The sequence below is a fragment of the Variovorax brevis genome, from assembly GCF_030317105.1.
GTDB classification, from domain to species: Bacteria; Pseudomonadota; Gammaproteobacteria; order Burkholderiales; family Burkholderiaceae_C; genus Variovorax; species Variovorax brevis.
On sequence record NZ_JASZYG010000005.1, the window covers coordinates 93,803 to 118,863 of the forward strand.

Annotated in this window: 26 protein-coding genes; 15 read left to right on the plus strand and 11 right to left on the minus strand. The window is 65.7% G+C overall.

The genetic code is table 11. From position 1 onward, the window contains the following. Positions 1 to 46 precede the first annotated feature (46 nt). Together QTI66_RS16875 and QTI66_RS16880 are read right to left on the minus strand one after the other, a co-directional pair. Positions 47 to 895, minus strand: coding sequence for a lipase family protein (locus QTI66_RS16875; protein ID WP_286560987.1), 849 nt, complete (start codon positions 893 to 895; stop codon positions 47 to 49). A gap of 239 nt (positions 896 to 1,134) precedes the next feature. Continuing rightward, positions 1,135 to 2,070 carry a LysR substrate-binding domain-containing protein gene (locus QTI66_RS16880; protein WP_286561493.1) on the minus strand — a complete coding sequence of 312 codons (936 nt, stop codon included), beginning with the start codon at positions 2,068 to 2,070 and terminating at the stop codon, positions 1,135 to 1,137. A 96-nt stretch (positions 2,071 to 2,166) separates the two neighbouring features. Between QTI66_RS16880 and QTI66_RS16885 the strand changes: the two genes are divergently transcribed. Beyond that, the gene (locus QTI66_RS16885; RefSeq protein WP_286560988.1) at positions 2,167 to 2,922 is read left to right on the plus strand and encodes a sulfite exporter TauE/SafE family protein; all 756 of its coding nucleotides are present in this window, start codon (positions 2,167 to 2,169) and stop codon (positions 2,920 to 2,922) included. Between the two features lie 10 nt (positions 2,923 to 2,932). Here QTI66_RS16885 and QTI66_RS16890 read toward each other — a convergent pair whose 3' ends face one another. Then, entirely contained in the window at positions 2,933 to 3,970 is a 1,038-nt protein-coding gene (locus QTI66_RS16890) for an XdhC family protein (protein ID WP_286560989.1), read from the minus strand. A gap of 72 nt (positions 3,971 to 4,042) precedes the next feature. Here QTI66_RS16890 and msrB point away from each other — a divergent pair, with 72 nt between their 5' ends. Continuing rightward, positions 4,043 to 4,537 (plus strand): peptide-methionine (R)-S-oxide reductase MsrB, encoded by a 495-nt coding sequence (gene msrB / locus QTI66_RS16895; protein ID WP_444815011.1) that lies wholly within the window; start codon positions 4,043 to 4,045, stop codon positions 4,535 to 4,537. 39 nt (positions 4,538 to 4,576) lie between these two features. Here msrB and QTI66_RS16900 read toward each other — a convergent pair whose 3' ends face one another. Next, on the minus strand, positions 4,577 to 4,975 hold the full coding sequence (locus tag QTI66_RS16900; protein ID WP_286560990.1) for a winged helix-turn-helix domain-containing protein: 399 nt from the start codon (positions 4,973 to 4,975) through the stop codon (positions 4,577 to 4,579). A gap of 470 nt (positions 4,976 to 5,445) precedes the next feature. On the opposite strand from QTI66_RS16900, the gene QTI66_RS16910 reads away from it, so the two are divergent. Continuing rightward, complete coding sequence (locus QTI66_RS16910) at positions 5,446 to 6,762, plus strand: DUF2325 domain-containing protein (protein WP_286560991.1); 1,317 nt, start codon at positions 5,446 to 5,448, stop codon at positions 6,760 to 6,762. A gap of 29 nt (positions 6,763 to 6,791) precedes the next feature. Here the strand turns inward: QTI66_RS16910 and QTI66_RS16915 are convergent, their stop codons facing one another. Genes QTI66_RS16915 through modA form a run of 3 tightly spaced genes read right to left on the minus strand, consistent with a single transcriptional unit; the run spans position 6,792 to position 8,911 of the window. Next, positions 6,792 to 7,460 (minus strand): sulfate/molybdate ABC transporter ATP-binding protein, encoded by a 669-nt coding sequence (locus QTI66_RS16915; RefSeq protein WP_286560992.1) that lies wholly within the window; start codon positions 7,458 to 7,460, stop codon positions 6,792 to 6,794. 1 nt (position 7,461) lies between these two features. Further along, the gene (modB, locus tag QTI66_RS16920) at positions 7,462 to 8,115 is read right to left on the minus strand and encodes a molybdate ABC transporter permease subunit (RefSeq protein WP_286560993.1); all 654 of its coding nucleotides are present in this window, start codon (positions 8,113 to 8,115) and stop codon (positions 7,462 to 7,464) included. 34 nt (positions 8,116 to 8,149) lie between these two features. Then, complete coding sequence (modA, locus tag QTI66_RS16925) at positions 8,150 to 8,911, minus strand: molybdate ABC transporter substrate-binding protein (protein WP_444815012.1); 762 nt, start codon at positions 8,909 to 8,911, stop codon at positions 8,150 to 8,152. Positions 8,912 to 9,054: 143 nt separating this feature from the next. On the opposite strand from modA, the gene QTI66_RS16930 reads away from it, so the two are divergent. Continuing rightward, positions 9,055 to 9,819, plus strand: a complete 765-nt coding sequence (locus QTI66_RS16930) for a TOBE domain-containing protein (RefSeq protein ID WP_286560994.1) — start codon at positions 9,055 to 9,057, stop codon at positions 9,817 to 9,819. 57 nt (positions 9,820 to 9,876) lie between these two features. Here QTI66_RS16930 and QTI66_RS16935 read toward each other — a convergent pair whose 3' ends face one another. Continuing rightward, positions 9,877 to 10,482 (minus strand): nitroreductase family protein, encoded by a 606-nt coding sequence (locus tag QTI66_RS16935; RefSeq protein ID WP_286560995.1) that lies wholly within the window; start codon positions 10,480 to 10,482, stop codon positions 9,877 to 9,879. 56 nt (positions 10,483 to 10,538) lie between these two features. Then, positions 10,539 to 10,928, minus strand: a complete 390-nt coding sequence (locus QTI66_RS16940; protein ID WP_286560996.1) for a hypothetical protein — start codon at positions 10,926 to 10,928, stop codon at positions 10,539 to 10,541. Positions 10,929 to 11,155: 227 nt separating this feature from the next. On the opposite strand from QTI66_RS16940, the gene QTI66_RS16945 reads away from it, so the two are divergent. The 11 genes from QTI66_RS16945 (at position 11,156) to QTI66_RS16995 (ending at position 22,860) form a co-directional block, all read left to right on the plus strand. Further along, a complete protein-coding gene (locus QTI66_RS16945) occupies positions 11,156 to 12,790 on the plus strand; it encodes a long-chain fatty acid--CoA ligase (RefSeq protein ID WP_286560997.1) in 1,635 nt (544 codons plus the stop codon). A 127-nt stretch (positions 12,791 to 12,917) separates the two neighbouring features. Beyond that, positions 12,918 to 14,162: an RDD family protein gene (locus tag QTI66_RS16950; RefSeq protein WP_286560998.1), complete on the plus strand. Its 1,245-nt coding sequence runs from the start codon at positions 12,918 to 12,920 to the stop codon at positions 14,160 to 14,162. 44 nt (positions 14,163 to 14,206) lie between these two features. Further along, complete coding sequence (locus QTI66_RS16955; protein ID WP_286560999.1) at positions 14,207 to 15,469, plus strand: MFS transporter; 1,263 nt, start codon at positions 14,207 to 14,209, stop codon at positions 15,467 to 15,469. Positions 15,470 to 15,598: 129 nt separating this feature from the next. Further along, complete coding sequence (locus QTI66_RS16960) at positions 15,599 to 16,393, plus strand: fumarylacetoacetate hydrolase family protein (protein ID WP_286561000.1); 795 nt, start codon at positions 15,599 to 15,601, stop codon at positions 16,391 to 16,393. Positions 16,394 to 16,509: 116 nt separating this feature from the next. Beyond that, positions 16,510 to 16,644, plus strand: coding sequence for a hypothetical protein (locus QTI66_RS16965; protein WP_286561002.1), 135 nt, complete (start codon positions 16,510 to 16,512; stop codon positions 16,642 to 16,644). 334 nt (positions 16,645 to 16,978) lie between these two features. Next, a complete protein-coding gene (locus QTI66_RS16970) occupies positions 16,979 to 17,713 on the plus strand; it encodes an ABC transporter ATP-binding protein (RefSeq protein WP_286561003.1) in 735 nt (244 codons plus the stop codon). Further along, complete coding sequence (locus QTI66_RS16975; protein WP_286561004.1) at positions 17,713 to 18,426, plus strand: ABC transporter ATP-binding protein; 714 nt, start codon at positions 17,713 to 17,715, stop codon at positions 18,424 to 18,426. The genes QTI66_RS16970 and QTI66_RS16975 overlap by 1 nt, the downstream gene beginning before the upstream one ends. A 1-nt stretch (position 18,427) precedes the next feature. Beyond that, positions 18,428 to 19,297: a branched-chain amino acid ABC transporter permease gene (locus tag QTI66_RS16980; RefSeq protein ID WP_286561005.1), complete on the plus strand. Its 870-nt coding sequence runs from the start codon at positions 18,428 to 18,430 to the stop codon at positions 19,295 to 19,297. A 4-nt stretch (positions 19,298 to 19,301) separates the two neighbouring features. Further along, a complete protein-coding gene (locus QTI66_RS16985; protein ID WP_286561006.1) occupies positions 19,302 to 20,324 on the plus strand; it encodes a branched-chain amino acid ABC transporter permease in 1,023 nt (340 codons plus the stop codon). A 78-nt stretch (positions 20,325 to 20,402) separates the two neighbouring features. Next, a complete protein-coding gene (locus QTI66_RS16990) occupies positions 20,403 to 21,626 on the plus strand; it encodes an ABC transporter substrate-binding protein (RefSeq protein ID WP_286561007.1) in 1,224 nt (407 codons plus the stop codon). Positions 21,627 to 21,714: 88 nt separating this feature from the next. Continuing rightward, positions 21,715 to 22,860: a serine hydrolase domain-containing protein gene (locus tag QTI66_RS16995; protein WP_286561008.1), complete on the plus strand. Its 1,146-nt coding sequence runs from the start codon at positions 21,715 to 21,717 to the stop codon at positions 22,858 to 22,860. A gap of 18 nt (positions 22,861 to 22,878) precedes the next feature. Here the strand turns inward: QTI66_RS16995 and QTI66_RS17000 are convergent, their stop codons facing one another. Then, positions 22,879 to 23,925: an aldo/keto reductase gene (locus QTI66_RS17000; protein ID WP_286561009.1), complete on the minus strand. Its 1,047-nt coding sequence runs from the start codon at positions 23,923 to 23,925 to the stop codon at positions 22,879 to 22,881. 120 nt (positions 23,926 to 24,045) lie between these two features. Further along, complete coding sequence (locus tag QTI66_RS17005; protein WP_286561010.1) at positions 24,046 to 25,008, minus strand: AraC family transcriptional regulator; 963 nt, start codon at positions 25,006 to 25,008, stop codon at positions 24,046 to 24,048. Between the last annotated feature and the right edge of the window lie 53 nt (positions 25,009 to 25,061).

Sequence of the window (25,061 nt, forward strand, 5' to 3'; positions counted from 1 at the left end):
CAGCGCCTGCGGGCTTTTGTGTCAATCCGTGAGGCGGGTAAAAGATTCAGGCGAACGCTCGTACGTAGTTGATGGGCGCATGGTCGGAGAGCATGCGCACGGGCAGGCCATCGAAGTCCCGGTGCGCGATCAGCCGCCACACATGGTCGGCCTGGCCGCTGATCTTGTCCTGGAGCATGAAGCGCGACTCGGGCACTTCATGCAGCTTGCCGTCCTTGTCGATGTAGAGCAGCGTGCCCACATGCCGGTACGAGGTAAAGCCCGGCGGCAGTGTCGGCACCACGTCGCAGCAATTGACGATGCGGGTCACCACCTGCGAGGGCAGCGAGCGGATGAAATCGACGTCGCCCACGCGCGGCGAACCCATGGTGATGACGGCATGCGGCGCCACCAGCCCAGCGAACATCGTCGCCAGCGCCGCGCCCAGGCTGTGGCCGCACAGCAGCAGGCGCTTGCGTCCGGAAGCCGCACCCTCCAGCCATTGGGTGACGTGGGGCCGCAGCGCGTCGGAGGCTTGCTTGAAACCCGAATGCACGCGGCCCACCCCCGCAGGCGAAGGCAGGAAGTTGAGGTCGGTGATGACTTCGCTCGGGTTGTCCGGTTGCGAGCCCCTAAAGGACACCATCGCGAGCCCGTCGCTCTTGCGCAGCGTGCAATAGCAATAAGCGCCGCTCTCCTCGTCGACGTGGAAGGCGGGCCGCTCGAAGCCCACCAGGGCCAGCGATTGCGCCAGCCGTTGCGCTTCCTCGTCATCGCTGTCGGCGCGGATGTAGGCCAGCCGCGCGCCTTCGACTGCCAGCAGGCGCAGGTCCGGCTTCTGCCCGGCCGTGAATACGGTCGGCTGCCGCTCGGGGTGCATGAGCGCCTCGCGGGACACGTCGTATTCGATCGGCATGGGCGCAGACCTCCCGTGGTTTTCTTGCATTCTGGTCTCGCCGACGCACGTGCGGCAAGCGTGACTTTAGCCCTTCGCCAGCACGAGATTAGGGTTTACCCTATAGTCCTTCCACGAGTTAACAAAGGACTAACTATGTTTACCGCTCTTTTTTCCCTTCTGGCCATTGGTTTTGTCGTTGCGAACGGCGTGGTGGTCTGCAACAAGATCGACGAGCTCCAGGCCTGATCCCGGCCCCCTCAGCTTGCGGGCGATGAGCGCAGCGCTGGCTGGCCATCGCCCTTGAGTGGCGCTCCCTTGAGTAGTTGTTCGAGCATGCGCTGCGCGTTCAGCGGCAGCGCGTTGGCGTCGCGCACGCAGGCCAGCAGATGGCGGGCTGCCCATTGGTCCACCAGCGCGACGGCGCCGATCTTCATCGACAGGGCGCAGCGTTCAGCCGCGGCCTTGGGAACGATGCCGATGCCAATGCCTTGCTCGACCATGCGGCACAGCGCCTCGAAGCTGCGCACCCGCACGCGGTAGCGCAGGCGCTTGCCCAAGCGCCGCGCGTGCTGGGCCACGTGCTCCTGCAACGGATTGCCGGCCGCCAGGCCCACGAACTCGAAGTCGACCAGTTCCGCCAGCGTGAGGCGGCGACGTCGCGCCAGCGCATGGCCGCGCGGCACCGCGACCATCAGGTCGTCACGCCTGAACACGAAGTGCTGCAGGCCCTCCACATCGACGGCGTCGGACACGATGCCGATGTCGCATTGGCCCGCGCGCACCGCATCGACGATGTCGATGCTGGACTGCTCTTCCAGGTCGACCGACACGCGCGGGTGGGCGGCGAGGAACTCGCTCAGCGCCGCCGGCACGTGCTCGGTCATCGCGGAGGTGTTGCACAGCAGGCGCACATGGCCTTGCAGGCCCGCGCCGTAGTCGCCGAGTTCGGCGCGCATGCGCTCCAGTTGCTGCAGCACCAGCACGGCGTGGTGCGCCAGCGTGCGGCCGGCCTCGGTGGGGCGAACGCCCTGCTTGGCGCGCAGCAGCAGCGGGGTGCCGAGTTCGTCTTCCATCGCGATCACGCGCTGGCTGGCCGACGCCAGCGTCATGTGCGTTTGCGCCGCGCCGCCGGTGATGGTGCCGGCCTCGACGATGTTCGCGAACAGCCGCAGGTCGGTCAGGTCGAATCGCATGCCGCGCAAGGTAGCACAGCATCCTCAGGCACTGCCTGAGGCTGGGTGTGCGAGATCCGCATTTTTGCCGCGAGCGTTCGGCGGCAGACTCGCGGCATGACGGATTCGATGGCTGTGATGTGGCTGCTGGTGGCGCTGGTCTTTGTGATGGCCGGCTTCGTCAAGGGCGTCATCGGCCTGGGGCTGCCGACGCTTTCGATGGCATTGCTGGCGCTGTGGATGCCGCCGGTGCAGGCGGCGGCGCTCCTCATCGTGCCTTCGCTGGTGACGAATCTCTGGCAACTGCGGCCGCTCGCGGGATTCGGGCGCATCCTGCGGCGACTGGGTGGCATGCAGGCCGGCGTCGTCGTGGGCACGCTGGCCGGCGCGTGGTGCTTTGGCGCGCCGGCCGGAGCGGGCGCCACGGTGGCCTTGGGCCTGGCGCTGTGTGGCTACGCGGGCTGGGGATTGATGGGGCGTCCCTTGCACTTGCCTCCTCGGCATGAAGCGTGGCTCGGACCGCTGGCCGGTGCGCTCACCGGCGGCGTGACGGCGCTCACGGGTGTGTTCGTCACACCGGCGGTGATCTATCTACAAGCCATCCAACTGTCGCGCGACGAGTTGATCCAGGCGATGGGGCTTTCGTTCACCACGTCGACGCTTGCGCTGGGCTTGGCCTTGGCTGGCCAGCACGGCTACTCGACACCGCTGGTCGGCGCATCGGTGGGCATGCTGGTGCCGGCGCTGCTTGGCATGGCGGGCGGGCAGTGGTTGCGCCTGCGCTTGTCGGTGCTGCTGTTCCGCCGCTGCTTCTTCGTGGGGCTGGCCGCTTTGGGCGTCTACATGGTGGTGCGTGAGCTGACGCGCGCTTGACGCGATCGTTTCACGCGGCGCCCCGCAGCGTCGCGATCATCTCGGCGACGATCGACGCGGCAATCTCGGCCGGGCCGATGGCGCCGATGGCCAAGCCCGCCGGGCCGCGGATCCTTGCGGCGCTTTCAGGCGACACGCCGGCCGCTTCGAGCCGCTGCAGACGCGCCGCGTGCGACTTGCGACTGCCCAGCGCGCCGACGTAGAAGCTCCGGCTGCGAAGCGCCTCGACGATGCCCGGGTCGTCCATTTCGGGCGCATGCGCCAGCATGACCACGGCGCTCCGGCTGTCCAGCTGCGCATCGCGCAGGCTGACGGCCACGTCACCGACCACGACCTTCGCGCCCGCGAAGCGCGGCTCGCCGGCCATGTCGGATCGCGGATCGACGATGGTCACGTCAAAGCCGACCAGTTGTGCGGCATCGCGCAAAGCGCGTGCCGTTCGAACCGCGCCCACCACGTACAGCCGGAGCGGCGCATTGAAGACCTGGAACAGAACGTCGTCGCCATTCACCGTGACGACCGCCGTGTCGTCCATGCGTGCGCGCTTTTGTGCTTCGGCTGTCCATATGCCGGGCGCGGGGTCGTCTGTCGCGATGAGTTCACGCCGGCCGTCGGACAGGCGCGTGCACAGGACCACGCTTTGCCCTCGCTGCAAGGCGCCCACTGTCTGGCGCAACACACCGGCCTGCCCGCCGTCGCCGCCCGTGACATGCTCCAGCCGGACCGACATGGAGCCGCCACAGGCCATGCCCGCGGTGGATGCGGTGGCGTCATCGACGGCCAGATCGACCGTCTTGTCCGTGCCACTGGCAAGAACCTCGCGCGCCGCCGTTGCGATGAGCGAATCGACGCTTTCCCCGAAGAGGGTGCCCATGCGCGTGCCGTCCTCGTGCACTGCCATCTGCGTGCCGGCGCGCCGGGGTGCCGTCGACCAGGCGCTGACGACAGTGGCAAGCGCGACGCCCGCGCCCGCGTCGTGCCACGCGAGGGCCTTGACCAGAATCGACGATGGGGAAATAGTTGCTTGTTCGCCCGCTGCGGCCGTCATGCTGATTCCTTTTTTTGAAGGCAAGATGGTGGTTCTGTTGGATCAAACATCGTCGCACAAGGAGGCCGCCCCATGCATGCCCGAAGACTTTTTGTGAGCACGCTGGCGCTTGCCTCGCTGCCAGGGTGGATGCTGCCGGCGGGCGCCGCCGGTGCTGGCAAGGACTACGAGGTGTCGTACTCCGAAGACGAATGGAAAAAGCGCCTGACGCCCAAGCAGTTCGCCGTGCTGCGCAAGGGCGACACCGAGCTTCCTTTTTCAAGTTCGCTGAACGACGAGCACCGCCCCGGCGTGTTCTCGTGCGCGGGCTGCCGCATGCGCCTGTTTTCTTCCGCCACCAAGTTCGACAGCCGCACCGGCTGGCCCAGTTTCTGGAAGCCGCTGGACAACGCGGTCGAAACCCGCCGGGACAGCAGCTTCGGCATGGTGCGCGACGAAGTCCTGTGCCGAGGCTGCGGTGGCCACTTGGGCCACGTGTTCAACGATGGACCCAAGCCCACCGGGCTGCGCTATTGCATGAACGGCGTGGCCATGACCTTCACGCCCAGCACCACGCCGGTGGGTTGAGGCGGCCTGCGCGCTCGGCGTGGCGCGCGACACCCAAGGTCAACTGTCAATCGTTGCAAGCAGATTGGTCATCGATCGGATCTCCGCCTTGCAGGCGGCCGCTGCCGTGCTCTCGATGTTGCGGTAGTGCTCGATCAGACGGCGACCGACGTCGGTCACTTCGCTGCCGCCACCATGCTCGCCGCCCTTGGCGGAGGCCACCGCCGGCTTCTTGAGCGCGCCATTGAGTTCGTTGATCAGCACCCACGCCCGGCGATAGGACATGTCGATGCTCTTGGCCGCAGCCGTGAGCGAGCCGGTTTCCAGGATCGCTTCGAGCAGGCGGATCTTGCCGGGACCGATGGCGATGGTGTCGCCCGCGGTGATCCGCATGCGGAAACGGACGACGGGCTTGATGGTGGATGGCTTCTTTTTTGAAGGTGAAGGTGCGGTCGGCATGGTTCGTGGGGTGCGTTTTCTGCAGGTTACCCCGAGCTTGCCATGCCGATCCAGAGGGAAAGCCTCTTGATGTAGCGATAGACGGTGCTGCGATGCAGGCCGAGCCGCTCGCGGCAAACGCCACGCTGCCATCGGCATCCTTGAGCGCGCTGCGATGGCTCGCTCCGTCCGCAGGCCAGCGCGGTGGACTGTTCAGCGGACGGGCCTGCCTTGAAGTAGCGAGGCGCGGTGGACGCGGCGGGATGTTCTCTCTCGAGGGGCCGGTGGGCCTGCGCCTCCTGACGCGGTCGCGGCTTTTCACCGGCGAGGAGTGCAAGCAGTTGGAAGCGCTCGACAAGGTATGAGCCTCAGATGCTAGGCTGTATGCGGATCCGGCAAGCTTGTCGTAATATCCACAAAAATATATCGATGCCGGCGGCCGGTCAGGCCCCGCGTCGATTCCTTCGTGATCTGCATGAGGCGCCCGATTCATGTCTGCATCCTTCAATCTCAACCTCTCGCGTACCTCCGGCTTTGGAAGCGGTCCTGTCTCCAGCGCGTACCGACTCGTCAGTTGCTGCGAAGACGATGTGGAGGATACCGATTTCGGGAACAAGGGTCGCGCGCGGCTGCAGCAGCTGAACCCGCACGTTCATTGCTCCATCATCGGCACCTGCCTGAGCACGGCGGAGCTTCGAAAGATCGTCGGGAAGTACGGCGACATCGATGTCGCGCACGCCTCGGATGTCGAGGTCCATCACGAGGGCGTTTCCATTGCCTCGAGCACCTTGGGCGGCAAGGCCTTGACCAAGGCGCTCGACAAGCGCCACGAGGCCGTCATCCGCGTCTATTCGAAGGCGAAGGACGCGAATGCACTCACGGCGCTCTGGCTGCAATCACTTCGGGGCGGCGAGATTCCCGGCGCCTACTGGGCGCTGATGTCCCATCGCCACGTCACGGCCGAACTGCGGCAACGCGCGTTCGGCGATGTTCACATGCTGTCGCACCTGGTGGGCGCCGCCAATCGCGCGGACATCCGCCGACTGGCGGCGCTGGAGCAGGAGAAGGCGGCACTGCAAGAGCATGCTGACCGCCTGCAGGAGCACGTGGCAAAACTGCTTGACGAGAGCCAGCACCTGCGGCGCAACGTCGAGTTGCTCGAGGCGGAAAGCGCCGTGGCGCGGGTGCGGCCGGTCGAGAAACCAGCCGACACCGAATCGCTGCAGCGGGATCTCCAGGCGCAGATTCAATTGACCGCGCTGCAGACGCAACGGCGCGAGGCGGCCGAGCAGGCGCTGGCCGCCAGCGCGTCGAATGAAGAGCAACTGCAGGTGGAACTCGACTGCTCGCGGCGGCTCAACGACACCTTGCGGCGGGAATTGCAGGGGGCGGAGTCGCACCTCCAGAGGCTCGCCTCATCCGACGGCGGGCAGACGGACGCGTTGCTGCAGCAGGCCATTCGTGGCCACAAGATCCTGTACGTGGGCGGCCGGCCGAGTTCGACGCCTGCGATCCGCAAACTCGTCGTGGATTCAGGCGGGGAGTTCGTCCACCACGATGGAGGCATGGAAGACCGCAAGGGCCTTCTGGCCAGCGCACTCGTGGGTGCCCATGTCGTGGTATTTCCGGTGGATTGCGTGGACCACGACTCCGTGAACCATCTCAAGCGGCTGTGTGCCCGGCACAACGTGCCCTTCCTGCCGCTGCGCACGGCCAGCGCGACGTGCTTCGCCGCCGCGCTGATGACGGCCGCAGCCGAGGAAGCGCCGGCGAAACCGGCCTTCCGCATGTGCCTGCGGCACGGATGAAGCAGCTTCGTCGGTACCCACCATCATGCTCAACGAAGGACGCGACCATTCTCCAGATGGATCACCTCTTGCGCCAATGACTCCACATCCTGCGGATCGTGGGTGACGAGCAGAGTGGGCACCTTCACGCGCTCCAGCATTTCCGCCAGTTCTCGCCGAAGGCGCATTCGCAAAGGTGCGTCCAGCGCAGACAGCGGTTCGTCGAGCAGGAGCAGTTGTGGCTCCGTCGCGAGCGCCCGGGCCAGCGCCACGCGTTGGCGTTGCCCGCCCGACATGTTGCGCGGAAGGCCGCCTCGCAGGCTGGTGAGGTCGAACTGCTCGAGCAGTGCGTCCACGCGCCGGGTCTGGTCGGCGTCCATGCGTCGCCCGAGCCGCTTGACGCCGAACTGCAGGTTCTGCTCCACCGTCATGTGCGGGAAGAGCGCGTAGTCCTGAAACACCACGCCGATCCTGCGCTCACGGGCGGGCAGGTCGATGCCCTGCGCGGTGTCCAGAAGCGTGTGAGCGCCGACGCGCACATGCCCGTGCGCCGAATGCGCCAATCCTGCGATGGCCTGCAGTACGGTCGATTTTCCGGAGCCCGAGGGGCCCATCAGCGCGCAGCGATGCGACTGGGCCCTGAAGCTCACATCCAGATTGAAGCTGCGGTCGGGCGAACGCAGTGTGAGTTGCAGCGCAACGTCGAGAAAGGAACTCACCTCAATGCCTCGCCTGCAGCAAACGGCCGGAGACCACGAGCACGACGATGCAGACGACGGAGATCACCAGCGTGAGCCACAGCGCGCGCTCGTCGTTGCCGGCCTGCACCGCTTCGTAGACCGCGATCGACAGGGTCTGCGTCTTGCCCGGCAGGTTGCCGGCGATCATCAGGGTCGCGCCGAACTCGCCCATGGCGCGCGCGAAGGCCAGCATCAAGCCGGCTGCAATGCCGCGCACCGCCAGCGGCAGCGCGACGCGGAGGAAGACTTCGAGTTCGCCGGCCCCGAGCGTTCGCGCCGCATTGGCGAAGCGCCCATCGACTTCCTCAAAGGCGGCGCGTGCGCCCTTGTAGACCAGCGGCAAGGACACCACCGACGCCGCGATGACGGCACCTTGCCACGTGAACATGAGGTTGATGCCGAACCAGCTGTGGAGATGCTGGCCCAAAACACCGTTGCGGCCGATGAGCACGATCAGGTAGTAGCCGATCACCGTCGGCGGGAGCACCATGGGCAGCATGAGCATCGCGTCGACGATGCTCTTGCCGGCAAATTCGCGCCTGGAAAGAAACCAGCCCAGCGCAATGCCGATCAAGCCCGCGATCAAGGTGGCGAGCAGAGCGACTTTCAGCGTGAGCCACAGCGGCGTCAGCACGCCTGGGCCCTGCAAGGACGCGAGCGACGCAATGTCATGGCTTCGAGAAGCCGAAACGCTGCAGGATCTCCTGCCCGGCTCCGCTGCGCACGAAGGCGATGAATTCGTTGGCGAGCGGCGCGTTCTTGCTGGTAGCGACCTGTGCGATGGGGTACGTGACAGGCGTCGTCGTCGGAACGGTCAGCGCGATGCGTGTCTTGTCGCGTTCGATCAGTGCGTCGGTGCGATAGACGAAGCCGGCATCCACTTCACCGCGCGCCACGTAGTTCAGGACCTGGCGCACGCTTTCGCCGTAGATCCATTTCGAGGCCAGCGACGCCGTGAGACCGGCCTTGTCGATGGCTTCCATCGTGTATCGGCCGACGGGCACGGTGGCAGGTGTACCGGTGGAGACGCGCTGGTATGAAGCCGCCTTCAAGTCCCCCAGTTCGCGGGGTGTCTGGCTCGCGCTCGACGGCACGATCAGCACCAGCGTGTTGGCCGCGAAGTCGGCGCGCGAGGTGGCCGCGATCAGGTTGGCGCTCGCCGCGCGGTTCATCGTTTCCTGGTCGGCGGAGGCAAACACATCGACGGGTGCACCCTGCTGGATCTGGGCCAGCAGCGGCCCGGAGGCCGCGAAGTTGAAGGTCAGCTTTGCGCCGGGCTTGGCCTGCTCAAAAGCCTGGCCTACGGCCTGGAAGGCGTTCGTCAGGCTCGCGGCGGCGGACACCACGAGTTCCTGCGCGCTCGCCACGCTGCTGCCCAAGGCAAGCGTCGCGACCAGGGCCGCGCTGCGCAGTCGCATCGAAACTTTCATTTCCGGTTCCTTTTGGTCGCTATTCAATTTGGGAATAGCGATGATAGCAACACGGCGTTACGTGCCTGCCCGGTGCCCATCGGGTTCATCAGGACGATTGGTGGGGCCATCGTGCAGTGCAGCGTCATTGCACAATCTGCGCGATGAACAGCCCTCGATTCACTGACGCACTTGGACATGGACAGAGCGACAAGCGCATTGACATCCTGCGCGGCATCGGGCGCACCGGCAGCATTTCCCAGGCAGCGCGCGATGCGTCCGTCAGCTACAAGGCCGCCTGGCAGGCCATCGACACGCTGACCAACCTCGCGGGGGTGCCGTTGGTCCATCGCGCGGTGGGCGGCACGGGCGGTGGCGGCGCGTCACTCACGCCGCATGGGGTGCAACTGCTGGAGCTGGCACAGGAACTCGATGCCGCGAAGGCCCTGGTGCATCAGCGCTGGCTCGCCACGTCTGCATCCGCGCCGGAGCTGAATGTGGCGAGCTTTGCGCTGCGCACCAGCATGCGCAATCAACTTCCCGCCACGGTGGCGGCCGTCGAGACATCCGGACCCTTGTCGCGCGTCGGCCTGTTGGTGGGCGAGGGCGCCACCATTTCGGCGCGGGTCACGCGGGAGAGCGTCGAGTTGCTCGGCCTTCGCACGGAGATGCGCGTGATTGCACTGTTCAAGGCGACGGCTGTGCGCATCGCGCGCGCCCCGCGAGGCGCGGCAGCGGCACCCCGCAACCAGTTGCGTGGCCAGGTCGACAGCGTCGAGCGCAGCGAGCAGGGCGATGAGGTGGCATTGGCGCTGCCGGGAGGCGGGCGCGTCATCGGTTTCGCCGCCGCTGTCAGCGGCCTGCGCGTCAAGCAGCATGCGACAGCCGATGTTGATGAATCGGCTGTCGTGATCGCATTGCCGGGTTGAAAGCGGAGCGCAGCGCGGCCGGGTTTGACCCGGGCGCCCTTGTCTTGACTTGATCGGCTACTTCTTCGGGCACCAAAGGCCGCACACGTCGCCCACCACAGCGCTGCGCTTCGACGGCGGCGCTGCTTCCGCGATGCTCCCGATGCTGACGAAGCCCGCGAGAGATTCTTCCGGCCCAACACCCAATTCAGCGCAAAGCGTCGCATCGAAGCAGCGCGCGCCGCTCAGCATGATGGCGCCGAAGCCCAGTTGATGCGCCGCGTTGAGCAGGTTGCCCAGCGCCGCGCCGGCTGCCAGCCATTGCTCGCGCACGGGAACCTTGTCGTGAACACGCGGACTGACCACAAAGGCCAGCAGCGCCGGCGCCAGCGTCGCATGCTCGCGGGCGCGCTGGCGATCGAAATCCGAGGCCAGGGGGTCGCGGCGCAACTTCTCTTCTTCAAAACGGTCGGCCAGCATCTCGCGCTGGTCGGCCGCGAACTGCACGACGCGCCAAGGATGCAGGCCGCCATGGTCAGGCGCGCGCAACGCGGTTTGCAGCATCAGGTCGATCTGCATGGCGTCGGGAGCGGGCGGCAGCAGGCGCCGCGGCGAGATCGATCGCCGTGTCAGCAGGGCGGCCAGTGCGGCTTCCGGTGGCGCCGTGGATTGCGGGTCCGGCATGAGGGTTTCCTTGGTCGAATGCGCATCGACATTCTCCCGCTCCACGCACGAATGGACTACTCGAACTTCACCTCGGCCACCGTGGGCGCGTCGGGCTTTGGGCTGTCCGCATTGGCGATGCCGGCGGCGCTGCGGAACCAGTAGCGGCAGCCGGTGTGTGCCAGCATGCTCACGCACATGGCGCCATCAGGCCGCAAGCTCCAGGTGCCTGTGGCCGACCCCGGTCCGCTGCGATTGGCGAACTCCACGCGCCCGTCCTCGAAGAATTCCCAGTGCGAGACCATGCCGCTTTGCAGATTCCGAGAAATGATGCCCCGGCCGACGACGGTTTGCCGCACTTCGTCGCTGTTCAGGAAGGCGCGTTCCTGCGGATGGGCAGGTTGATCCGACAGCGTCGGAACCGCTGCGATGAACAGCAGGGCGCGGGCGGTGGATCGAGCCAGCATGGTGACTCCTTTATCCGCCTGTCCGCGGGAGCGCGCATCGCCAAGTCATGGGAGTTTTTCACTTCAGGCCAGCATGAATGATCGTGCGGCAGATTGAGCTGGGCGTGAGCGCCACGCGCCCGGAACCACGTTTTCCCTGGCCGCGCCGGACGCGCTTCGCTCAACACAATGACGAACAACAAACAGCTGCCGGTCGCCGGACGGCGGCAAAGAGAAGGAGACTCTTCATGAAGACGACCATGATGTCCGTGCCGCTGAGCACCAACCTCATCCTCGAGCGCGCGGGTACCTATTTCGGCGACAGCGAGGTGCTGGGCAAGCTTCCCGACAAGTCGAGCTACACGCGCAGCTACGCGCAGATCCACCGCCGCGCACGGCAACTGGCCATGGCCCTTCGCGACAAGCTCGGCGTCGGCCGCGGCGAAGCGGTCGGCACGCTGTGCTGGAACCACGCCTGGCACCTGGAGTGCTACTTCGGCATTCCGGCCGCCGGCGCGGTGCTGCACACGCTCAACCTGCGGCTGTCGTCCGAAGATCTCGCCTACATCATCGAAGACGCCGGCGACCGCGTGCTGATCGTGGACGACGTGCTTCTGCCCATCTGGGACAAGGTTCGACTGCTGCTCAGGAATGCGCCGCCCCGCGTCGTCGTCGTGCCCTTTGCGGGTGCACCGCTGCCCGACGGCATGCAAGGCTACGAAGACCTGATCGACGTCGATGCCAGCGGCTACGCCTACCCCGAGCAGGACGAAAACGAAGCCGTGGGCATGTGCTACACCTCCGGCACCACCGGGCGGCCCAAGGGCGTCGTGTACTCGCACCGCTCGATGGTGCTGCACGCCATCACCGGCTGCATTCCCGACCTGTTCTCGCTCTCGGCGCGCGACCGGGTGCTCATGGTCACACCCATGTTCCATGCCAACGCGTGGGCCGTGCCCTTCTCGGCGATGATGGTCGGCGCGAGCCAGATCCTGCCCGGCCCCCACCTCGGCGGCGAAGACCTGCTCGACCTGATGGAAGAAAGCCAGTGCACGATGGCCCTGGGCGTGCCGACCATCTGGATGATGATCTACCAGTCGCTGCAAAACCCCACGCGCGAGCGCAAGCTTGTCAAAGGCATGCGCATGCTGATCGGCGGCGCGGCCATCCCGCAAAGCCTGATCGCCAATTTCGAGAAGTACGACATGCACATCCGCCAGGGCTGGGGCATGACCGAGACCTCGCCGATCGGCAGCTTTCCGATCCTGCGGCCCGCCCATCTGGAGTTGCCCAAGGAGCAGCAGCACGCCATCCGCGCCATGCAGGGCGTGGCGGCGCCACTGGTGGAAATGCGCATCGTCGACGAGGTTCAGGGTGTGCAGCCTTGGGACGGCAAGGCGGTCGGCGAGGTGCAGGTGCGCGGCCCGTGGATCAGCGGCGCCTATCACGCGACGCCCAACGACCCGTCGAAGTTCAGCGCCGATGGATGGCTTCGCACCGGCGACGTCGCCACCATCGACCCGCAGGGCTACATGCGCATCGTCGATCGCAGCAAGGACCTCATCAAGTCGGGGGGCGAGTGGATCAGCTCGGTGGAGCTGGAGAACCTCGTCATGGGGCATCCCGCGGTGGCCGAGGCAGCGGTGGTGGCCATCCAGCATCCCAAGTGGGGCGAGCGGCCCTTGGTCGTGCTCGTGAAGCGCCCGGGCGCCGAGGTGGACGCGCCCGCGCTGCGCGAATTCCTCAGGCCCAAGCTGGCGAAGTTCCAGCTGCCGGACGACTTTGAATGGGTGGATGCGATCCCCAAGACCTCGGTGGGCAAGTTCCTGAAGACGCGCCTGCGCGAGATGTTCAAGGACCGCGTTTCAATTTCTCCGGATTAAAAGCAGTCACATTTCACACCAGCGGTGAATGAGTGTGGCGCCAGTGATCTCTGGCGCCATGGCCGCGCCATACATTCGAAGACGACCCGCGAAACGACGGGCATAAAAAAGCGTCAGGGAGTGATGTATGGAGTACGTGTGGTGGTACGCGCTCGCCAATGAGCGCAAGGGGCCCGTGTCGGCGGCCCAGCTCGAACAATTGCTGCGGGCCGGCACCATTGATTTCGATACCTGGGTGTGGCGAAGCGGCCATGAAGACTGGCTTGTCCTCTGGGATGTGGCCGAACTGGCCTATCTGCAGGAATCCACGCCGCCTGCCTTGCCAGGCGAATCAGCGCGTGCGCGTGTGCGCACGATGCCGCTGGCGGGGCCGTGGCGCAGGTGCTGCGCCAGGCTGCTGGATGTCGCGCTGCTGAGCATTCCAGCCGGCTTCTTGTTGGGCGCGGCCTTGGCGCTGCTGGCGCCTTCCTTTGCCGACTGGGTCGGCAGCCCGGATCCAGGGACGCGCCTCGCGCTGGGCTTCATGCTCGTGCCGCTGGCGCTGCTGACCGAGGCGGTCGTCTTCGGCCTGTTCGGCACGACGCCGGGCAAGTTTCTCTTTGGTATCCGCATCGTGACGGCGTCGGGTGCCTGTCCGGGCTTCACGCAATACCTCAAGCGCACGCTGGCGCTCTATTGGCGCGGTATGGCCCTGAGCCTGCCCTTGGTGAGCCTCATCACCATGCTGGACGAATACCGCCGGGTCAGGAACGGCCAGTCGGCCAGCTACGACGGGGACCAGTTCCGCGTCAAGGCTCCGGAGATGGGTACGGTCGGGCTTGTCACGGCCATCACGCTGGTGATCGGGCTCATCTCGTTGAACAGCGTGCTTCAGCCCGATGGGTTCGGCCTGGAGAAAAAGATCAGTTCCGGGTCCGAGTGGACCAATCCGGTGACGGCGCGACGCGCCACGATACCCGCCGGCTGGAAGGCCGGCGAACAGAAGAGCGACAGGGGCGAGGCGGTCTACACCTTTTCCTCGGGCAATGGAAAGACCGTCGCGTTCATCAGCCAGGAGACCGCCGCGGACTCCATGTTGCTGGAAGAGTACGAGCGCACGTGGCTCGCCGCCGCGCACTTGAAGATGGATCGCGCCAGCGCCGAGCCCGTCGAAGTGCGTGGCTGCCACGGCCTGCAGATGAAGGGTGTCGTCTCGGATGACCGCACGCGCCGCGTGCACGCCACGCTCGTCAAGGCCGGCCACCAGTTCTGGCGTGTCGTGATGGTCGGCGTCCCCGGCACGGAGCCGAACTCGGAAGAGTCGAAGCAACTTCGAAAGAGCCTCCTGGAGACGATGGGTCCGGATGTGCTCGAGTTGAAGAAGGCCGCGTAGCCCTCCGCGACCCCCAATGCCGGCTGTCGGCACAATGACAGCCCATGCCTGCGCCCCAAGCCCCCACCCACCAGCCCGATTCACGCTACGCTGCCTTCCGGCTGCTCGTGACCATCCTGCTCATGACCGTGGGCAGCAGCGGCATGTACGTGGTCTCCGTGGTGCTCCCCGCGGTGCAGGCCGATTTCGGCATTGCGCGCGCCGATGCCTCCTTGCCCTACACCTTGCTGATGATCGGTTTCGGCGTGGGCGGCGTGCTGATGGGGCGGCTGGCCGATCGCGTGGGCGTGATGTGGCCCCTGCTGATCGGTGCGCTGAGCCTGGGCGTCGGCTACATCGCGTGCGGCATGGCCAGCGGCATCGTGGGCTTCACGGCGGCGCAGGCGGTGTTCGTCGGACTCTTCGGCAGTGCCGCGGCCTTTGCGCCGCTGGTGGCGGACACCTCGCTGTGGTTCGTCAAGCGCCGCGGCATCGCGGTCGCCATCTGCGCGAGCGGCAACTACATTGCGGGCGCCGTGTGGCCGCCCATCGTCCAGCACTTTGTCGAGACGGTGGGCTGGCGCCAGACCTACATCGGCATGGGCATCTTCTGCGGCGTGACGATGGCCGCCCTGGCGCTGCTCATGCGGGCCCGGCCACCGCTGACGGTGCCTGCAACTCCCTCCGCCGCGACGCCCTTGCACGCAACGACCGCGGTGGCGGACCCCATGCGGCCCTTTGGCCTGAGCCTGGGCACGGCGCAGGGCATGCTCTGCGTGGCGGGCGTGGCCTGTTGCGTCGCGATGTCGATGCCGCAGGTGCACATCGTCGCGTACTGCGGTGACCTCGGCTATGGCGCGGCGCGCGGTGCGCAGATGCTGTCGCTGATGCTGGCGGCCGGCATCGTGAGCAGGCTCGTGTCGGGCGCCATCTGCGATCGCATCGGCGGCTTGCGCACCCTGCTGCTCGGCTCGGCGCTGCAGTGCGTGGCGTTGCTGATGTTTTTGCCCTTCGACGGGCTGGTGTCGCTGTATGTGGTGTCGGCGCTGTTCGGCCTGTTCCAGGGCGGCATCGTGCCTTCTTACGCCATCATCGTGCGCGAGCACTTTCCGGCCAACGAGGCCGGTGCGCGCGTTGGCACGGTGCTGATGTTCACCCTGCTGGGCATGGCGCTGGGCGGCTGGATGTCGGGCAAGGTGTTCGACCTCACGGGCAGCTATCACGCGGCCTTCATCAACGGGATTGCGTGGAACCTGTTGAACATGACCATTGCCGTCACGCTGCTCATGCGGACGCGGCGCAGGGTACGCGCTGTTGCCGCGGCCTGAACGTCACGTCTCACGCTTGCTGGTTCCCGCAAGACGGGTTTCTCCCGGACACATTCATTTGCACTGAGGCCGATACTCCGCGCCGGGCACGTGCCGCATCGGCGGTGCGGCCCTGAACAGGAGAAATCGATGAGTGCTACGAATCGCAGATCCATGCTGCAGCTCTCGACCGCGATGGCGGCGGGCGTGCTGGCTGGCTGCGCCACGAGCTCCGGCGCCGGTGCCGGAGGCAAGCCCATGTTCGCGGTTGCCGGTGCTTCGATTCCGGTGGTTGGAAGTGATCAGGTGTTCCCGGTCAGACGTGTTTATTGCATCGGCCGCAACTACGCCGCACACGCGATCGAGCGCGGATCGGATCCGAACCGCGAGCCGCCTTTCTTCTTCCAGAAGCCGACGGATGCCATTCAACTGGTGCCGCAAGGCGCGACGGTCGACCACCCCTATCCGCCGCTCACGAAGAACTACCACTACGAGGTCGAACTCGTCGCGGCGCTGAACAAGGGCGGGCGCAACATCCCGCCGGAGAAGGCGCTCGAGTGCGTGTTCGCCTATGCGGTCGGCCTGGACATGACACGCCGCGACCTGCAGAACGCGATGGCCAACGAGAAGAAGCCCTGGGAGATCGGCAAGTCCTTCGACCACTCGGCGGTGGTGAGTCATTTGCAGCCGGTCAGCCGCACGGGTCACTTCGACAAGGGCGCCATCTGGCTGAAGGTCAACGGGCAGGTCAAGCAGTCGAGCGACCTGTCCAAGATGATCTGGAACGTGGCCGAGCAGATCTCCAGGCTGTCGCAGGCCAACGAGCTCTTTCCCGGCGACATCATCTATTCGGGCACGCCGGAGAACGTCGGGCCGGTGGTGCCCGGCGATGTCATGACGGGCCACATCGACGGGCTCTACGACATCAGCGTCAAGGTGGTCTGATGCGCCGTTGCGCAACGGCATCGGTACATCCCCGCGGATCGGGTGATCCCTGAGAAAGGGCGCCGGGATGTTCGCTTAGCCTGTGCAACATTGTTGAGACATTTCAAGAGGCACGGATGCAAGTCGCGATCGCAATTTTGGCTGCTGGTCTTTTGTTGACCTGCGTGGCGTCACTCACCTTCCTGTATCGCCACCCGAAGAGCAGTCCCTCTGCGATCGAGGGCGAAGGCGCGCGGGAATCCCGCGTCTGAAGCGCCGGGCCGCCGCGCCCGTCGCCTCTTTTATTTCTTCATGGATGCTCAAGCTGGCGCAGCATGCGTCGGCAAAGCGCGCCCATGTCCTCATGAGGCTGGCAATGGTTGTCACATAGGCGACTGAGCTTCGGTGCGCCTTGCCTGCAGGGAGCCGCAAGCAAGGGTAAAGCCGACTTCGGAATCCTTGCGCGCCTCGCTATCTTCATGTTTCAGGGGAGCGCTCGACCTTCCGGCATGCCGCCCGGCGCCGGACGGGTGTCAACCGTGCAAGGAGTCGAACATCGTCTCGCCTTCGAATCGTGCTGACCTGCTCCGCGTCGATGGCGTCACCGTGCGCTTCGGCGGAATCACGGCCCTGGACAAGGTGTCGTTCAGCGTTCCGAACGGCCACATCGTCGGGCTCATCGGGCCCAATGGCGCCGGCAAGACGACCCTGTTCAACTGCCTTTCGCGGCTGTATTCGTTCAGCGAGGGCGACATCCTTTTCGAGGGCCGTTCGCTGGTGGAAACGCCCGCGCACGGCATCGCGGCGCTGGGCATCGGGCGCACCTTCCAGAACCTGGCGCTGTTCGGCACCATGACCGTGCGGCAGAACATCATGCTCGGCGGCCATTGCCGCACACGCAGCGGCTTCTTCTCCAACGCCTTGCGCCTGCCGTGGGTGCGGCGCGAAGAAGAGGGCTTGCAAGGTCGCGCCGAACAACTCGTGGACCTGCTCGACCTGGGCCGCGTCGCCGACACGCGCGTGATGGACCTGCCCTTCGGCACGCAAAAGCGCGTGGAGCTGGCGCGGGCGCTGGCGAGCGAACCCAAGCTGCTGCTGCTCGACGAGCCCGCGGGTGGCCTCAACCACGAAGAGGTGGGCGCGCTCATGGCCTTGCTGCGCCAGATCCGCGACCGGTTGAAACTCACGATGCTGCTGGTGGAGCACCACATGAACCTGGTCATGCGCGTGTCGGACCAGGTGGTGGCCCTGGACTTCGGAAAGATCATTGCCGACGGCACGCCCGCGCAGGTGCAAGCCAATGCAGAAGTGATCCGCGCCTACCTTGGAGGGCCGGCCTGATGGGCAAGATTCTCGAAGCCCGCGCGCTGAACGCCCAGTACGGTGCCATCAAGGTGCTGCACGGCATGGACTTCGGCGTGGAGGAGGGCGGCATCACGACCGTCCTCGGGGCCAACGGCGCAGGCAAGACGACGACCCTGCGCGCTGTGTGCGGCATGGTCAAGACGCAGGGCGAGATCGTCTTCAACGGAGTCCGCATCGACGGCAAGAGCACCGAAGGCATCGTGCGCCTGGGCGTGGCGCACGTGCCGGACGGGCGCGGCACCTTCGTCAACCTGAGCGTCGACGAGAACCTGCGCCTGGGCGCCTACACGCGGCGCGACAAGGCCGAGGTGGAGGCGGATTTCGAACGCATCTACGGCTACTTTCCGCGCCTGCGCGAACGGCGCAAGCAGCAGGCCGGCACGCTCTCCGGTGGCGAGCAACAAATGCTCGCCGTGTCGCGGGCGCTGATGCTGCGTCCGCGCCTGATGCTGCTGGACGAGCCGTCTTTCGGTCTGGCGCCGCGCATCGTGCAGGAGATCTTCGAGATCTTCCGCGAGATCAACCGGCAGGACCGCGTGAGCATGCTGCTGGTGGAGCAGAACGCTGCGCTGGCGCTGCAATTGGCCGATCAGGCCTACCTGCTCGAAACGGGGCGCGTCGTCATCTCCGGCGCGGCCGATGTCATCCGCAACGACGAAGCGGTGCGGCGTTCCTACCTGGGCTACTAGCATGAACGTCCTGCTTCACCAGGTTCTCTCGGGTCTGGCCACCGGCGGCATCTACGCCAGCGTGGCGCTGGCCCTTGTGATGATCTACCAGGCCACGCACCTGGTGAACTTCGCGCAGGGCGAACTCGCGATGTTCTCCACCTACATCGCGTGGAGCCTCATGCAGGCGGGCGTGCCGTACTGGGGGGCCTTCTTCATCACGGTGGGCGTTGCCTTCGTGATCGGCGCGCTCATCGAGCGTGTCATCGTGCAGCCGGTGGAGCAGGGCTCCATCCTGTCGGTGGTGATCGTGTTCATCGGGCTCTTGGTGATCCTGAACAGCCTGGCGGGGTGGATCTTCAGCTACACGATCAAGCCTTTTCCCAGCCCGTTCCCGACGGCGCCGCTCTTTGGCAACAAGTACGTGTCCTCGCATGAACTGGGGTCCATCGGCGTGACGCTGGTGGTGCTCATTCTGGTGTTCGTGTTCTTCCGCTTCACGCCGCTGGGGCTGGCGATGCGCGCCGCCGCACAGAACCCGGTGTCGAGCCGGCTGGTCGGCATCCGGGTGGGATGGATGCTGGCGTTGGGCTGGGGGCTGGCTGCCGCGATTGGATCCATCGCGGGGATCATGGTGGCACCCACCGTCTTCCTGGAGCCGAACATGATGTCGGGCATCCTGCTCTACGCCTTTGCGGCGGCGCTGCTGGGCGGCGTCGACAGCCCCGGCGGCGCGGTGCTCGGCGGCTTCATCGTCGGTGTGCTGGAGAACGTGGTGGGCTCGCTCATCGGCACCGAACTGAAGCTGACGGTGGCGCTGGTGCTCATCGTCGGCGTGCTGGTGATCCGGCCTTCGGGCCTCTTCGGCAAGGTCCACGTCACTCGGGTGTGAACGCATGGAAAACAACACCGCCACAGTCGCCGCCGTCGCCGCCGTCAGCACCCCCGCAGTTCACCGCCCGCAGAACCGCGGGCAACTGATCGTCCTGCTGGTCGTCATCGCCGCGGCATGCGTGCTGCCCTTCGTCGTGAGCAACTACCGCGTGTTCCAGTTCACGCTGGCGCTGGTCTACGCGATCGCGTTGCTGGGCCTGAACATGCTGACGGGCTACAACGGCCAGATCTCGCTGGGGCACGGCGCCTTCTATGCGATCGGTGCCTACGTGGCAGCGATCCTCATGGACAAGTTCGGCGTGCCCTACTGGGCGACGATTCCGGTCGCTGGCGCGGTCTGCCTTGTGGCCGGCTTTCTCTTCGGCCTGCCGGCCTTGCGCTTCGACGGGCTGTACCTGGCGCTGGCGACGTTCGCACTCGGCGTGGCGATGCCCCAGATCCTCAAGTACAAGCACCTGGAGCACTGGACGGGCGGCGCGATGGGCATCGTCATCGTCAAGCCTGAAGCGCCGGAGTGGACGGGGCTGTCGCAAGACCAGTGGCTCTACTTCGTGGTGCTCGCATGCTTGCTGGTGCTGTTCCTCGCCGGCTGGAATTTGTTGCGCGGTCGCATGGGCCGGGCGATGGTGGCCATTCGCGACCAGCCGATCGCGGCGCGTGCCATGGGTGTCAACACGGCCATGGTCAAGTCGATGACCTTCGGCGTGTCGGCCATGTACACCGGCATCGCGGGTGCGCTGGGTGCCATCGTGGTGCAGTTCGTGGCGCCCGATTCGTTCTCGGTGTTCCTGTCGATCACGCTGATCGTGGGCGTCGTGGTCGGTGGGCTGGCGTCGATCCAGGGCGCGATCTTCGGGGCGCTGTTCATCCAGTTCATCCCGAACGTGGCGGACCAGATTTCAAAGGCGGCGCCGTGGGCCATCTATGGCGTGTTCCTCATCGTGTTCATGTATGTGATGCCGTACGGCGTGGCGGGGCTGGTCCGGGTGGTGGCCGGACGCCTGCGCGCGCGGCGCGGTCCTTGAGTTTTTCGAGTCCTCGGCCCGGTGCGCCCGACATGGGCAAGCCGATTTTTCTTGTTGGATGACATCGAAGGAGACATCATGAAATTCAGACCCGACCGTCGTGCGACGCTCGTCGCCGGTGCCGTCATGCTCGTTCTGGCCAGCGCGCCTGCCATGGCGCAGAAGAAGTACGGGCCGGGCGCATCCGACACCGAGATCAAGCTCGGCCAGACCATGCCCTACAGCGGGCCCGCCTCGGCCTACGGCACCATCGGCAAGCTGCAGGTGGCGTACTTCAAGATGATCAACGAGCAAGGCGGCATCAACGGCCGCAAGATCAACCTGATCAGCCTGGACGATGGCTACAGCCCGCCCAAGGCGGTGGAGCAGGTGCGCAAGCTGGTCGAGCAGGACGAAGTGCTGGCGCTGTTCCAGACGCTGGGAACGCCCAGCAATTCGGCCATCCACAAGTACGTCAACACCAAGAAGGTGCCGCACCTGCTGCTGGCCACCGGCGCCACCAAGTGGGCGGACCCGAAGAACTTTCCGTGGACCATCGGCTTCAACCTGAGCTACCAGGCCGAAGGCGTGATCTACGCCAAGTACCTGCTCAAGGAAAAGCCCAACGCCAAGATCGCGATCCTTTATCAGAACGACGACTACGGCAAGGACCTGCTCAAGGGCGTGAAGGACGGGCTGGGCGCAAAGGGCGCGAAGATGATCGTCTCGGAGGCGAGCTACGAGGTGTCCGACCCGACGGTCGATTCGCAGATCGTCACGCTGCAAGGCTCCGGCGCCGATACCTTCATCAACATCACCACGCCCAAGTTCTCGGCACAGGCCATCCGCAAGGCCTTCGACTCCGGCTGGAAGCCGCTTCACATCGTCAACAACGTGGGTGCGTCGGTGGGCTCGGTGCTCACGCCGGCGGGGCTGGACAAGTCGGTGGGCCTGCTCACCTTGCAGTACTACAAGGACCCGAACGATCCGCAATGGAAGGATGACCCGGCCATGCTCGAATGGCGCGCCTTCATGGGCCGCTACTACAAGGAGGGTGACCCGAAAGACGCATCCAACCTCTACGGCTACATCGCGGCCCAGACGATGGTGCAGATCCTCAAGCAGTGCGGCAATGACCTGACGCGCGAAAACGTCATGAAGCAGGCCGCGAACATCAAGGCGCTGAAGCTGCCACTGCTGCTCACGGGCATGTCGCTCAACTCGTCGCCCACCGACTATTTCCTGGTCAAGCAGGGGCAACTCGCCAAGTTCACCGGCACGCAGTGGGCCGGCTTCGGCGACGTGCTGAGCACCGTCGACTGATTGGGCCCGAAGTAGTACAACGGGCCGGGGGTGGTGGCTGCCCCCGGCCTGTTTGTCATTCAGCCACTCCACATAACAGGAGACAACAATGAGTGCACTTGACGACGTGCTCGCGAGCGGCGTTGCGTCCGGCGCTGCGCCGGGCCTCGTGGCCATGCTGGGCAATTCCCGTGGCGTGACATGGACCGGCGTGGCCGGCGAGAAGGCGCCCGGCAAGCCGATGACGGAAGACACGGTCTTTCGTATCTTTTCGATGACCAAGGCCGTAGGCTCGACCGCCGCGTTGATCCTGGCCGACCGCGGCAAGCTCGACTACGACGCACCGGTCGAATCCATTCTTCCGGACTTCGCCAGGATCCAGGTGCTCGATGGCTTCGATGGCGACAAGCCGCGCATGCGTGCGCCCAAAACCAAGGCGACGCTGCGTCATCTCGCGACCCACACCTCGGGCTTGGCCTACGAGTTCTGGAACGCCGATGTGGCGCGCTGGATGGGCGCGACCGGCCATCCGTCGATCCTGTCCGGATTGAAGAGTTCGCTGTTCTATCCGCTGGTGGTGGACCCCGGAACGCGATGGGAATATGGGATCGGCATCGATTGGCTCGGCCAGGCGGTCGAGGCCATCGACGGCCGCCGCATCGACAAGTTCGTGCAGGAAGAAATCCTCGACCCGCTGCGCATGAAGGACACGGCCTTCGAATGCGAAGGCGCGCTGGCGGCACGGCTGGGCTCGGTGAGCGCGCGCGGCGAGGATGGCAAGTTCGCGCCCTTCGAACTTGCGCCGCCGCCGCATCCCGAGGTCTACGGCATGGGCCACTGTCTCTACTCGACGGCCGCCGACTACATGCGCTTCCTGCGCATGCACCTGAACAAGGGCACGCTCGATGGCAAGCGCATCCTGAGCGAGAAGGCCGAAGAGAAGCTCTTTGCCAACAGCATCGGCGCGATTCGCCTCGGCAAGTTGCTCACGGCCGCGCCGGCAGTGAGCCCGGATCTCGAGTTGTTCCCCGGCACGCCCGTGACGCACAGTCTCGGCTTCATGCGCGTGGAGGAAGACGTGCCGCAGATGCGCTCGGCCGGCGCGCTGGGTTGGGCGGGCGTGCTCAACACGCACTACTGGTTCGATCCGCACCGCGACATCGTCGGGCTCATCATGACGCAGACCTTGCCCTTCCTGGAGGCACCCTTCGCCAACCTGTATGCGGAGTTCGAGCGCGCGGTGTACGCGCGCTGAACTGATCGCAAAAGTCGATCAGGCGGTGCGGGCCTGCGCCAGTTGCCCGCGCCGCAGGCCGCCTTGTCGCTCGAGCATCCAGCCCGGATATTCCGGCGGCAGGGCGCTCACCTTGTCGAGCGTGGCGAGTTCATCGGCCGAGAGGTCGATCTTCGTGGCCGCGAGGTTGTCGTCGAGCTGCTCGGGTCGCTTCGCGCCGATGATCACGCTCGTCACCACCGGTTGGTGCAGCAGCCACGCCAGCGCGATCTGCGCCACCGACACACCCTTGGCTTCCGCGATACCGCGCATGACGTCGATGCTGTCGTAGGCCCGCTCGACGTTGACCGGCGGAAAGTCGAAGGCTGCACGCCGGTTGCCCGCCTCGGCCTTGACGTCACGGCCATACTTGCCGCTGAGCAGGCCGCCCGCGAGCGGACTCCACACCATCAGGCCCACGCCTTCGCTTTGCATCATCGGCACCAGTTCGCGCTCGAGGTCGCGCCCGGCGATCGTGTAGTAGGCCTGCAGCGATTCGAAGCGCGCCAGGCCCAGGCGTTCGGAGATGCCGAGGGCTTTCATGATCTGCCACGCGGCCCAGTTGGAAACGCCGACGTAGCGCACATGGCCCTGCTGCACGAGATTGTCCAGTGCGCGCACCGTTTCCTCGATGGGCGTTGCCGGGTCGAAGCCATGGATCTGGTAGAGGTCGATGTGGTCGAGCTGCATGCGCTTCAGGCTCGCCTTCACGCCGTCCATGATGTGCGCCCGCGATGCACCGCGTGCATTGGCGCCCTTGCCGGTGTCGCCGAAGACCTTGGTCGCGACGACCACGCTGTCGCGCGGCACCTTGAGATTCTTCAGCGCCTGCCCGGTGATGATTTCCGAGCGGCCTTCGGAATAGACATCGGCCGTGTCGATGAAATTGATGCCAGCATCGAGCGATCGGCCGATGAGGCCTTCCGCATCGCCTTGCTGCAGCGTGCCGATCTTGCTCCACAGTTCGCCTTCGCCGCCGAAGGTCATGGTGCCGAGGCAGAGTTCAGAAACGAAGAGGCCGGTGCGGCCGAATTTCTTTTGACGCATGTTGGATCCTTGGAAGAGAGATGGAGACGACGTCAACTGGCTGTTGTGCCGTGAACACCAGTGTCCGGCTTCGTCGCCACCGCCCGGTAGCCCGATCCGCGCCGCTTCTTGCCTGATCCTCTACGTGTTCAGCGAGTCCTGCCGCATGCGCCGCATGTCACGCGCCGGTGGTGCACCGAACATGCGTGCGTATTCACGCGAGAACTGCGACGCGCTTTCGTAGCCGACGTGGTAGCCGGCACTGGTCGCGTCCGCACCTTCGACCAGCATCAAGCGGCGCGCCTCCTGAAGCCGAAGGTGCTTTTGATACTGCAGCGGACTCATCGCCGTCACAGCCTTGAAATGCCGGTGCAGCGATGACGCACTCATATGGACGTTGTCCGCCAGCGCTTCGACCTTCAGGGGCTCACGGTAGTGCGCACGCAGCCACGAGATCGCCTCGGAGATGCGCGGCCCCTGGCCATCGGGCATGCCGATCTGCGCAAGCCGCCACCCTTCTTCGCCGCTCAGGAGTCGATAGAGGATCTCGCGGATCACCAGCGGTGCGAGGGCCGCGACGTCCCTGGGCGCGTCGAGCAATCGCACAAGCCGCAAGACAGCGTCGACCAACACGAGGTTGGTGGGAGCCGTATAGATCGCACGCGTGCACGGTACCCGCTCGGCGGCAGGCGCCTGGCCGATGTCGTGCATCAGCGCCGCGACTTCGCCGGGCGAGAAGCCCAGTCGCACGCACAGGTAGGGCGCCTGGTCCGTTGCATCGATGACCTGGCTGGAGATCGGAACGTCTTGCGAAATGACGAGGTAGTCGTCCGCGTCGTAGATCGTCACTTCGTCGGCCAGCAGCACTCGCTTGCGGCCCTGCACGGGCATGCAGAAAGCCGGTTCGTGCAGCGAGTGCTGCAACTCGCTCGACGATGTGGCGCGAATGAGCTTCAGGCGCGGAATGGCCGTCGCATGCACGCCGTTGCCTGAGGTCAGCCGCTCGATGCAGGCGCCGATCTCTGCGCGCCTCAAGAGGATCTGCGTGGCGGCATCCGCGCCCGGCAGATCGGTACTGATGGTTCTTTGAGGAAGCATGTTCATCAGGGTAAGCCGTTGTCGGTGCGCGCGCCACGCACTTCGCAGAAACAGGCAAG